This window comes from Paraburkholderia sp. (assembly GCF_034668105.1).
Classification (GTDB): domain Bacteria; phylum Pseudomonadota; class Gammaproteobacteria; order Burkholderiales; family Burkholderiaceae; genus Paraburkholderia.
This window is the reverse complement of the sequence record NZ_JAXDPY010000414.1, coordinates 1-11,109: the sequence shown is the minus strand read 5'-3', so window position 1 is coordinate 11,109 and position 11,109 is coordinate 1. Positions and strand designations below refer to the sequence as shown.

Here is an 11,109-nt window from a genome sequence, read left to right as displayed (position 1 = left end):
GCATGGTGATGATGTACCACGCGCAGGAAAAGATCGTGAACGTGCCGGGCTCGGAAATCACCGGCACGCGCGGCGGCATCCATAACTCGGTGACGCGCATCGTGCTCAAACCCACGCACATGATTGGCGGCTATGCGCAGCTTAGCTATGGCTTTAACTACTACGGAACCATCGGCACCAATCGCGACGAATTCGTCCTCGTGCGCAAGATGGCGAAGGTCGACTGGCTCGATGATGAGCCCGTCGGGGCAGCAAACGGAGATCGGTAATGAAAATTCGCGCACAGATCGGCATGGTGCTCAATCTGGACAAGTGCATCGGCTGTCATACCTGTTCGGTGACGTGCAAGAACGTCTGGACCAATCGCGAAGGCGTTGAGTATGCATGGTTCAATAATGTCGAGACCAAGCCGGGCATCGGTTACCCGAAGCAGTGGGAAAACCAGGACAAATGGCGCGGCGGTTGGAAACGTAACGCGGACGGTTCGATCGAACCGCGCCAGGGCAGCAGGCTAAAGGTGCTCTCACGCATCTTCGCGAACCCGAACCTGCCGCAGATCGACGAATACTACGAACCGTTCACGTTCGACTATGACCATCTTCAATCCGCGCCGGAAAGCAAGGCGCCGCCGGTTGCACGGCCGCGCAGCCTGTTGACCGGCAAGCGGATGGAGAAGATCGAGTGGGGCCCGAACTGGGAAGAGATTCTTGGCGGCGAATTCGAAAAGCGCAGCAAGGACAAGAATTTCGATGACGTGCAGAAGGACATCTACGGGCAGTTTGAAAACACCTTCATGATGTATTTGCCGCGGCTTTGCGAGCATTGCCTGAACCCGGCCTGTGTCGCGAGTTGCCCGTCGGGCTCGATCTACAAGCGCGAGGAAGACGGCATCGTGCTGATCGATCAGGACAAGTGCCGCGGCTGGCGCATGTGCGTCTCCGGGTGCCCGTACAAGAAGATCTACTACAACTGGCAGTCCGGCAAGGCGGAAAAGTGCATCTTCTGTTACCCGCGTATCGAGAGCGGTCAGCCAACCGTGTGTTCGGAAACCTGTGTAGGGCGCATCCGCTATCTCGGCGTGCTGCTGTACGACGCGGATCGTATCGAGGAAGCCGCATCCGTCGAACGTGAAACCGATCTGTATCAGGCGCAGCTCGACGTGTTCCTCGATCCGAACGACCCGAAGGTCATCGAGCAGGCGCGCGCCGACGGTGTGCCTCAGGCGTGGCTCGACGCGGCGAAGCAGAGTCCCGTCTACAGGATGGCGATGGAATGGCGCGTTGCATTGCCGTTGCATCCGGAGTACCGCACGCTGCCGATGGTGTGGTACGTGCCGCCGCTTTCGCCGATCACCGCAGCGGCAAGTGTTGGGCATATGAGCCTGAACGGCGAAATTCCGGACGTCACACAGTTGCGTATTCCCGTCAAATATCTGGCGAACCTGCTGACTGCCGGTGACGAAGCGCCGGTGATTCGCGCACTCGAGCGGATGCTGGCAATGCGCACCTATCAGCGCGAGAAGCACGTGGACGGCTGTGAAAACGCCGCGGTCCTCGCACAAGTGGGCCTAAGTCAGCGGGAAGTGGAGGACATGTACCGCGTGATGGCGCTCGCAAGCTACGAAGACCGTTTCGTGGTGCCGGGCACGCACCGCGAATATGCGGAAGACCTGTACGACCTGAAGGGCGGATGCGGTTTTTCGTTCGGTAACGGTTGTTCGGATGGTGCGAGCGAAACGAGTCTGTTCGGTGGTAAGAAGAGGCGCACGATTCCGATCAAGGCAAAGGTGTAGGAGGTGCAGTGATGATCAACGAGTCCATTCATGAACCCCACCGCACGGCAGCGCGCGTAGTCGCCGCGTTGCTGAGCTATCCGGATGCACAATTGCGTGCGGCACTGCCCGAGTTGGGAATTGCTTTGTTACGCGACACGGTGCTGTCGGCTGAGCATCGCGATGCTGTCTTCGCGCTGATCGTCGACATGCAGCGCGGCGATCCGCTCGAAGCGGAAGCGCGCTATGTCGACACCTTCGACCGTGGCCGCCGCACGTCGCTGCACCTGTTCGAGCACGTGCACGGCGATTCGCGCGATCGGGGGCCGGCCATGATCGACCTTCAGCAAACCTATGCGCAGGAAGGGTTGTTGCTCGCGCCCGGCGAGTTGCCGGACTACCTGCCGGTGGTGCTGGAGTTCGCGTCCACGCAGATTTACGAAGTCGCGCGCGAATTTCTCGCGGAAATGGCGCATCTGCTGCAATCGATCCACGCCGCGCTGGCGCGTCAGCAGAGCCCCTATGCGGCAGCCGTTGCCGCCGCGCTCGACCTCGCAGACGAGCCGGTGCAACGGCCCGAGACCGGGCCCGAAGCACCCGCCGAGGCTTCGCTCGACGAGCAATGGGCGGAGCCCGCTGTGTTTGACGGCTGTTCCGTGGCAGGACAGAACGCCGCCTCTCGTGTGCAGCCTATCCAGATCGTTCGGCGTGACGCTGCATCGCCACGCCGCTCCAAGGAAGCCTTTGTATGAAGTACCTCGATACGCTCTTATTCGACATCTATCCGTACATTTGTCTGGTGGTGTTTCTGGTCGGCAGTCTGCTGCGCTACGACCGCGATCAGTACACGTGGAAAAGCGATTCATCGCAGATGCTGCGCACCGGCGCGCTGCGTTGGGGCAGCAATCTGTTCCACGTCGGCGTGCTGTTCCTGATGTTCGGCCACTTCTTCGGCATGCTGACGCCGCACATGGTCTATGAATCGTTCATCAGCGCCGGCGCGAAACAGGTCGTGGCGATGGTTTCGGGCGGCATAGCGGGCACACTGGCGTTTATCGGCGTGACCCTGCTGCTGATCCGCCGGCTCGGCGACCCGCGCATCCGTGCGCATTCGAAGACAAGCGATATCGTGTTGCTCGTATTGTTGTGGGTGCAACTGGTGTTGGGTCTCGGCACGATCCCGATGTCGGCGCAGCATCTGGACGGCAGCATGATGATGAAGCTCGCCGGTTGGGCCCAGCACATCGTCACATTCCAGGGCGGCGCTGCGGCGCTCATCCCTGAAGCGAGCTGGGTGTTCAAAGCTCACATGTTCCTTGGGATGACACTGTTTCTGGTGTTCCCGTTTACGCGCCTCGTGCATATCTGGAGCGGCTTTGCATCGCTCGCATATCTGCTGCGGCCGTGGCAGATGGTGCGTGACCGGCGGTTGAACGTGCCCGCTGGGCAGAATATGCCGCGGCGGCGTTTGTAAATTGAACGAACCATCACTGCCGAACCAACGCCTCTGGGTGCTGCGGGCCTGCATGAACCCGCCTCTATATCGGCAACGCAATGGTAGCGGCGCTCGCACACCCCAGAAAGGCCAAGCCCCACTTCCATCTCGCGTACAAACTTGCTTGAGGGAATGGGGCTTAAGTTCAGAGCATTGCCCCGCACAGGCGCGACGCTAATAAACCAATAAGAAATCAAGGAAAGGCCAACACCGTAGGCAAACAACCAGAAGCGCGCCGCAGGCAATCAACCAAAGAAAGCCCCTGCCTGCAAGGCACCCAAACCACCAGCCGCCTCGCAGGCAAAAAAATCACTTCCGCAAAGAATCCAGATCAACCACAAACCGATACTTCACATCACTCTTAAGCATCCGTTCATAGGCCTCATTAATCCCCTGCATCGGAATAACTTCAACATCCGAAGTAATCCCGTGCTCGCCACAAAAATCGAGCATTTCCTGCGTCTCGGCAATCCCGCCAATCAGCGAACCTGCCAGACGGCGACGCTTCATGATCAGATTGAACACCTGCGGCGACGGATGATCGTGCTCCGGCGCACCAACCAGCGTCATCGTCCCATCACGTTTGAGCAGATTCAAAAACGGATTCAAATCATGCGGCGCAGCAACCGTATTCACAATCAAATCGAAGCTGTTTTCATGCGCTCCCATTTCTTCAGCATTCTTCGAAATGACCACCTCATGCGCACCCAGTCGCTTCGCATCTTCAATCTTCGACGGCGACGTCGTAAACAACACGACATGCGCGCCCATCGCGCGGGCCAACTTCACGCCCATGTGACCGAGGCCGCCAAGGCCGACAATCCCGACCTTCTTGCCAGGACCGGCACCCCACGTGCGCAGCGGCGAATACGTCGTGATACCCGCGCACAGCAACGGCGCGGCGCCCGCCGGGTCGAGATTCTCCGGCACGCGCAGCGTGAATGCCTCATCCACCACCAGTTGCGTCGAATAACCGCCGTAGGTGATCTGACCGTCAACCCGGTCCACACCGTTGTACGTGCCGACAAAACCGTTTTCGCAATACTGCTCGAGATCTTCCTTGCAGCTCGCACACGTACGACACGAGTCGACGAGGCAGCCCACGCCCACCACGTCGCCTGCCTTGTACTTCGTCACGTCCGGACCGACCGCCGTTACGCGGCCGACAACTTCATGGCCCGGCACCACCGGAAAAACCGTGTTCTTCCATTCGTTGCGTGCCTGATGCAAGTCGGAATGGCACACGCCGCAAAACAGGACTTCCATTTGCACGTCGTGGGCGCGCAGTTCGCGTCGCTGGATTTCGAACGGGGCGAGCGGCGCGGTAGCGTCGGTCGCTGCATAGGCATAAGTCGTGCTCATGGGTAGCTCCAGCAAAAAGGGGATATCGCAAGGCGCCGACGATGGGCGACGCGTGTCGCCGATGCGGTCAAACCTTGTTGGGAACCGGGATCACCGCGCAGGCGGTGGTCGACGTATTCACCGCAACGGTGAACGGGCGACCGAGCCCGGCGCAGCGCGGAAAAATATGATCCGGCAGGGTTCCCATAGTAGGAGCCGGGAGCGAAGCAGGGAATACCTGAATATCTTGAAGGTTTGCCTAAAACTCCTGGTGACAAGCGCAGTAGGTCGTTTGGTGCTAGATTTCAAGCATTATTCTCTTGCGCGTCACTATATCGTCATGTCAACCCATTCCGTTGAACCTACTTCGGCCGAGCTGAATGCGAGCAATCGCGATCTGGCTGATGGCAATTCCGTCGAGCGCGGCCCGGTCGATGGCGCCCCGGGCGGTCATGCGCAGCAGCGTCTCGTCGAATGGTTCGACGCGCTCGCACCCAATCCGGGCATCACCCGCTCGAGCCTGGAGGGTGTCAATCTGCTGCGGGCCAATCAGCCGATGCCGCGCATGCCCGTGATGTACGAACCGAGCATCGTGATCGTCTGCCAGGGCCGCAAGCGCGGTTTTCTCGGCGATCAGGTGTTCCAGTACGACGCCCAACAATACCTGGTGTTGTCGGTGCCGCTGCCGTTCGAATGTGAAACCGAGGCGAGCCCGCAAGAGCCATTCCTCGCGATCTCCGTGCGTGTCGATCTGACCATGGTGGCCGAGTTGCTGATGGCGCTGAACGAAACGCAAGGCGCCACGCAGCACGAACCGCTCGGCATCTATTCGACGCCGCTCGATCCGGCGTTGTCCAATGCCGTGCAGCGATTGATGGAAGCATTGGCCTCGCCGCTCGACGCGCGCATTCTCGCGCCTGGCGTGGTCCGCGAAATCTGTTATCGCGTGTTGACGGGCGAGCAGGGCGACGCGATTCGCGCGGCGCTCACGCATCAGAATCATTTCGGCCGCATCGCCAAAGCGCTCAGGCGCATCCACGCCGACTATCACGGCGAACTCGATGTCGATACGCTCGCCTCTGAAGCGGGCATGAGCCTCGCCGTTTTCCATGCGCAATTCAAGGCCGTGACGGCCACCTCGCCGATGCAATACGTGAAGACCACGCGTTTGCATCACGCGCGTTTGCTGATGGTGCAGGATGGTTTGAATGCGGGCGCGGCCGCGGCACGCGTCGGTTATGAAAGCGCGTCGCAATTCAGCCGTGAATTCAAGCGCCTGTTCGGCCTGAGTCCGGTCGATGAAGTCAAACGCATGCGCACCGTGTACGATGCTCCGCCACCGCGCGTCGTCAAACCGGTTGCGCGCTATGTGACCGCGGTATAAGCAGGCGTTCGCAGGAAGCGTTATAGCCCGCTAAACCAGTTGTACCCCTGGTCTTCCCAGTAGCCACCGGGGTTCGTGTTGGTCACGAAGATCGCCGCGATGTGCTTTGGATTCTTGAAGCCGAGTTTGGTCGGTACCCGCAGCTTTAGCGGATAGCCGTATTTGGCCGGTAACGGCGCGTCGCGGAAATCGAGTGTCAGCTGGGTTTGCGGATGCAACGCCGTCGCCATGTCGAGGCTCGAGTAATAACGGTCCGCGCATTTGAAGCCGACATAGCGTGCGCTCAGATCGGCGCCGATGCGTTCGAGAAAAGTGCGAAACGGCACGCCTCGCCATTGTCCGATCGCGCTCCATCCTTCTATGCAGATGTGGCGTGTAATCTGTGAGGCCTGCGGTAACGCGCGCAGTTGATCGAGATTCCACGTGCGCTTGTCGGATACTAAACCGGACACTTCCAGCTGATACGTCGAACCGTCGATATCCGGCGCATCGAACTCCGGATAGAACGCGTTGAAGGGGAACGGGTCCGTGATTTCACTTGCCGAATACGTCGGCGCGAGTTTGTTGCGATCGAACAGCCATCCCTGCACGCGATCGTTCCAGCGCGACATGGCCCACAACACCTTGTCGACCGAATCGCCGTCCTGCATGTTGCAGCCCGACAGCATCGCGAGCGCGCCGATCGAAAGCGACGAGCGCAGGAACAGGCGCCGTTGCAGGCGTTCAATTTGCGGTTTGTGGTCGGCGAGAATAATGCGGTTGTTACGCGAATCGCGCGCGTCCGGGCGTTTTGCTTCGCTCATGCCTCGCTCCCTTTGTGCTTGGCGTGCGTGGCGTGCGTGGAGAGCCGGGCGCGGCCGGTCAACATCGGCAACAGCGTGCGCGGCACCAGCAGCACCAGCGCGAGGTGCACGGCGACAAAACCCACCACGCCCGCCATCGCCACGAAATGCACGCGACGCGCGAAGTCGAAGCCGCCGAACAGCGCGGTAAGCCACGAAAATTGCACCGGCTTCCAGATCGAAAGCCCCGACGCTACCAGCAGCACGCCAAGGCACAAGACGAACAGATAGAGCGCGCGCTGCACCGCGTTATATTTGCCGGTATCGTGCGGTAACTTGAATTGCATTGCGAGTGCAGCATCGTGCAAGACATCGCGCGGATAGACCGGCAATAGCTTGCGACGGAAATGCCCACGCGCGAGGCCATACGCCAGATAGAGCAGGCCATTCGCGCATAACAGCCACATCGCCGCGAAATGCCATGCAATCGAGCCGCCCAGCCAGCCGCCAACGGTCGCCCACGCCGGGAATCTGAACGGAAAGAAGGGCGAAGCGTTATAGATCGCCCAGCCGCTCATCACCATGCAGACCATCGCAAATGCGTTGATCCAGTGCGTGATTCGTATGACGAGCGGGTGGACGACAAAGCGCGCTTGCGGTTCAGGCATGGTAGGGAGCGACGACACAAGGAAAAAGTTGAAAGCCGCGTCATTGAACGACGCGGCTATTCGAACGGCTGAAAAACGCCGTCTTACATCGGCGGCGTCACACCATGCTCGCCTGCCGAAATGAAATTCGCCGCCATCGAGCCGTCGGCGTCCTTATGGGCGAAGAGCACAACCTTCGCGCCCGGCACCAGCAGCGAACGGTCACCCGGTTCAAGCGCGACGATAGGCACGTCTTGCGGAATCACGACCTTCTTTTCGCCGTCCTTGTACTTGACGGTAATCGTGCGGCCGTTGCTGACCACGAGCGAGCCCACGGTACCGTTGGTCATCGTGCTGTTCGAGCCAAGATCCCACGGACGATGACCGTCGCCGGAGCCGCGCATGCTGGCGGGGAACACGTGCACCTCGAGCGCCTTCAGCGTGCCGTCGGGCTGCGGGATCGCCGCGGTTCCGACATAGCTGTCCGGCTTGATGTCGTTCACATTGGCAAGCGTGACGCCGCGAATCGGCGTGTCCTTGCTGAGCTTCACGTCAACGTCCTTGCCGTCGCGCGTGTGGACCTTGAGCAGGTCGCCGGAGAGCGAGGTCACCGTGCCGCGTACGCCGGTGGGTGCGGTACTCTGGGCTTGCGCGACGGATCCTGCGGCGAACAGCGAGGCCGCGACGAGCACGGGGGCGACGAAGCTGCGCATCGCATTAGCGGAAACAATCTTCATGAGTCTGCTCTGGGTGGGTGGAGGATAGGGTCAGGTTAGGCGCGCGAGCGGCTCCGGCGAGTGACAGACGGATGACAAAAACGTCATGAACGGTGCGCCGCGGCCACGTAGAATGACCGGCATATCCACGTCCATATCCATGACCCACGCGCGAGGCGGCGCACAGGGTGGGAATCCAGGCATCATGAGCATCCTCGTCATCGAAGACGACCCGAAAACCGGCGACTACCTGAAGAAGGGGCTGCGCGAAAGCGGCTACGCGGTCGACCTCGCGCGCACCGGCACGGACGGCCTGCACATGGCGCTCGAACACGCGTACGACCTCGTGGTGCTGGACGTGATGCTGCCCGGCATCGACGGCTGGGAAATCATGCGTGCGCTGCGGGCGCGGCGCGATTTGCCGGTCATTTTCCTGACCGCGCGCGATCAGGTCAGCGACCGCATTCGCGGCCTGGAACTCGGCGCCGACGATTACCTCGTCAAGCCGTTCTCGTTCACGGAGCTAGTCTTGCGGATCCGCACGCTGTTGCGCCGCGGCGTGATCCGCGAAAGCGACGTGTTCGAGATCGCCGACCTCAAGCTCGACGTCCTGCGGCGCAAAGTGACCCGCGAGGGCGTCGAGATTCCGCTGACCAACAAGGAGTTCATGCTGCTGCATCTGCTGGTACGGCGGCAGGGCGAGGCGCTGTCGCGCACGCAGATCGCCTCGGAGGTGTGGGACATGAACTTCGACAGCGACACCAATGTGGTCGACGTGGCCGTCAAACGGTTGCGCGCCAAGGTCGATCATCCGTTTGAAAAGAAGCTGATTCATACAGTGCGCAGCATCGGCTACACGTTCGGCGACGGTTCATGAAACTGTGGACCGAACGTTCGTTGACGGCTCGCACCACGCTGCTGTTCGCGACGATTGCATGTGTCGTGATCGGCACGCTGGGCGCCTATTTCTATCACTCCGCCCAGGTGACCTTGCAGCGCCGCGCGGACCTGGTGCTCACCGGCCGTGTCGAGCATTTCAGCCGCATCGTGCACGATCTCTATTCGGTCAGCGAATTGAAGAGCCGGCCTTTGCTGTTCGAGAGCATGCTCGGCGCGGAGCAGGACGTGTTGCTGTTTCGCCGTCCGGGCGAAGCGCCGTTCATCGACGTGAATCCGGCGAACGTCGCGGTGCCTGAACTGCATGCCGGCACAGAGGACAGGTTGCCGACGCTCTCGGATATTCGCCAGACCCTGTTGCCGGACGGCGTTCCGGTACATTGGGCAATCGCCATCGTCAAGGCGCGCGAGGACGGTACTGCAATTGAAGTGATCGCCGCGCATCCAATGACTCAGGAAGTACGGATGCTGGCCGCCTACCGCAATCGCATCTTACTGGCCACGCTGACCGGTATGCTGGCTGCCACGTTGCTCGCCTACTACGTGTTGCGCCATGCGTTTCGGCCGGTGCGGGAGATCGCCACGCGGGCGGCGCAGATCAGTCCGACGAGTTTGTCCGTGCGGCTCGACAGCGAGGCCGCGCCGGTTGAATTGCGTCAGCTCACGCACGCCTTCAACGCCATGCTCGACCGTCTCGCCGACGGTTATCAGCGCCTCTCGCAGTTCTCCGCCGATCTGGCGCATGAGATTCGCACCCCTGTGGGCGCGTTGATCGGCCAGACCCAGGTGACGCTCGCCAAGCCGCGCGAAACCGATGAATATCAACAATTGCTCGAATCGAATCTCGAAGAGTTGAGCCGTTTGAGCCACATTGCGGAGAACATTCTGTTTCTCGCGCATGCGGATCACGCGGCGTTATCCATCGACCGTGAGCCGGTCGATCTGCGCGGCGAACTCGTCAGGATCGCAGACTATTTCGAAGGCCCCGCCGACGAACGCGGCATGCGCTTTACCGTCGAGGCTCAGGGCGTGGCGTCGGTCAATCCGATGCTATGCCGGCGGGCGATCAACAACCTCGTCGTCAATGCGGTGCGATATGGTGCGGGTAATACGGTAGTGCGTTTGAGCGGCACGCAGGACGGGCAGGGCGCGACGGTGGTGGTGGAAAACGACGGTGCGCCGATTCCCGGCGAGCAACTGGACCGCCTGTTCGATCGTTTTTATCGCGGAGATGCCGCGCGCAGCGAGTTTACCGAATCGAACGGGCTGGGACTCTCGATCGTCAAGGCGATCATGCATTTGCACGGCGGCACGGCGCGCGTGGTGTGTCCGGCGCCAGGCGTGGTACGTTTCGAATTGCGCTTTCCGGGCGTTTAACGGGCTGCCTGTACGGCCGCGGTCGTGGCCGGCTCATGGCAGCACACGCAGAGCTTGTTGCCGTCTGGATCGCGGAAGTACGCGCCGTAATAGTCCGCGTGATAGTGCGGACGCAGGCCCGGTGATCCTTCGCAGGCGCCGCCGTAAGCAAGCGCCGTAGCGTGCGCGCAATCGACCGTACCGCGGTCCGCGGCGAGGAGCGCCAACATCTGGCCGTTACCTACGGTGGCGGGTTGACCGTCGTAAGGCCTGGCGATCACGAACAGCGGCCGTGGTGCATCGGCCGCCATCCATCCCGCACAGCACGCATCGTCGTCACGAAACTTGAGCCGCAGCCCTAGCGTGTCCATTACCGCGCTATAGAAATCGAAAGCGCGCTTGAAGTCCGTAATGCCGACGAATACTGGGAAAGCATCAGTGTGGCTCCTTTTTGCTGCGCGGTGCAAATGGCCAGTAATGTCACAGCAGAAGTAGTTGCTCAAGATAATGCGCAACCCCATCTTGATGATTGGGCAGCGCCTGAGGAAGGTTCGGCAAATGGCGTTGCAACTCGTGCATAGCATTGCCCATCAGCACGCCATGGCCCACCGAGCTCAAGAGTTCGAGATCATTCATTGCATCTCCGAAGGCGATGGTCTGCGCCAAGGCAATGTGTTGACTCGCGAGGAAACGTTTGACCGCTGTCATCTTGTTTTGACC

General features: G+C 60.7%; 12 protein-coding genes and 1 pseudogene. 7 read left to right on the top strand and 6 right to left on the bottom strand.

Going from position 1 to position 11,109, the window contains the following annotated elements; translation table 11 throughout:
• The 4 genes and pseudogenes from QOC89_RS18495 to narI all read left to right on the top strand — a co-directional run.
• Positions 1–269, top strand: a pseudogene (locus QOC89_RS18495) (molybdopterin dinucleotide-binding protein); the annotation flags it as partial.
• Positions 269–1,792 (top strand): nitrate reductase subunit beta, encoded by a 1,524-nt coding sequence (gene narH, locus QOC89_RS18490; protein WP_323046348.1) that lies wholly within the window; start codon positions 269–271, stop codon positions 1,790–1,792. The pseudogene QOC89_RS18495 and the gene narH, both read left to right, overlap by 1 nt.
• Positions 1,793–1,803: 11 nt before the next feature.
• On the top strand, positions 1,804–2,523 hold the full coding sequence (gene narJ, locus QOC89_RS18485) for a nitrate reductase molybdenum cofactor assembly chaperone (RefSeq protein ID WP_323046347.1): 720 nt from the start codon (positions 1,804–1,806) through the stop codon (positions 2,521–2,523).
• Positions 2,520–3,245, top strand: coding sequence for a respiratory nitrate reductase subunit gamma (gene narI, locus QOC89_RS18480; RefSeq protein ID WP_323046346.1), 726 nt, complete (start codon positions 2,520–2,522; stop codon positions 3,243–3,245). The genes narJ and narI overlap by 4 nt, the downstream gene beginning before the upstream one ends.
• Positions 3,246–3,575: 330 nt before the next feature.
• Here narI and QOC89_RS18475 read toward each other — a convergent pair whose 3' ends face one another.
• Positions 3,576–4,628 (bottom strand): NAD(P)-dependent alcohol dehydrogenase, encoded by a 1,053-nt coding sequence (locus QOC89_RS18475; protein ID WP_323046345.1) that lies wholly within the window; start codon positions 4,626–4,628, stop codon positions 3,576–3,578.
• Between the two features lie 319 nt (positions 4,629–4,947).
• Here QOC89_RS18475 and QOC89_RS18470 point away from each other — a divergent pair, with 319 nt between their 5' ends.
• Entirely contained in the window at positions 4,948–5,991 is a 1,044-nt protein-coding gene (locus QOC89_RS18470) for an AraC family transcriptional regulator (RefSeq protein ID WP_323046344.1), read from the top strand.
• Positions 5,992–6,011: 20 nt separating this feature from the next.
• Here QOC89_RS18470 and QOC89_RS18465 read toward each other — a convergent pair whose 3' ends face one another.
• The 3 genes from QOC89_RS18465 to QOC89_RS18455 form a co-directional block, all read right to left on the bottom strand.
• On the bottom strand, positions 6,012–6,794 hold the full coding sequence (locus QOC89_RS18465; protein WP_323046343.1) for a molybdopterin-dependent oxidoreductase: 783 nt from the start codon (positions 6,792–6,794) through the stop codon (positions 6,012–6,014).
• Positions 6,791–7,441, bottom strand: coding sequence for a cytochrome b/b6 domain-containing protein (locus QOC89_RS18460; protein ID WP_323046342.1), 651 nt, complete (start codon positions 7,439–7,441; stop codon positions 6,791–6,793). The genes QOC89_RS18465 and QOC89_RS18460 overlap by 4 nt, the downstream gene beginning before the upstream one ends.
• 83 nt (positions 7,442–7,524) lie before the next feature.
• Entirely contained in the window at positions 7,525–8,157 is a 633-nt protein-coding gene (locus QOC89_RS18455; RefSeq protein WP_323046341.1) for a hypothetical protein, read from the bottom strand.
• 184 nt (positions 8,158–8,341) lie between these two features.
• Between QOC89_RS18455 and QOC89_RS18450 the strand changes: the two genes are divergently transcribed.
• Together QOC89_RS18450 and QOC89_RS18445 are read left to right on the top strand one after the other, a co-directional pair.
• On the top strand, positions 8,342–9,013 hold the full coding sequence (locus QOC89_RS18450) for a heavy metal response regulator transcription factor (RefSeq protein WP_323046340.1): 672 nt from the start codon (positions 8,342–8,344) through the stop codon (positions 9,011–9,013).
• Positions 9,010–10,410: a heavy metal sensor histidine kinase gene (locus tag QOC89_RS18445; RefSeq protein WP_323046339.1), complete on the top strand. Its 1,401-nt coding sequence runs from the start codon at positions 9,010–9,012 to the stop codon at positions 10,408–10,410. The genes QOC89_RS18450 and QOC89_RS18445 overlap by 4 nt, the downstream gene beginning before the upstream one ends.
• Here QOC89_RS18445 and QOC89_RS18440 read toward each other — a convergent pair.
• Positions 10,407–10,856, bottom strand: a complete 450-nt coding sequence (locus QOC89_RS18440) for a VOC family protein (protein ID WP_323046349.1) — start codon at positions 10,854–10,856, stop codon at positions 10,407–10,409. The two genes, QOC89_RS18445 and QOC89_RS18440, sit on opposite strands and share 4 nt — an antisense overlap.
• Before the next feature lie 13 nt (positions 10,857–10,869).
• A partial coding sequence (locus QOC89_RS18435) for an HAD family hydrolase (protein WP_323046338.1) occupies positions 10,870–11,109 on the bottom strand: 240 nt, incomplete at its 5' end.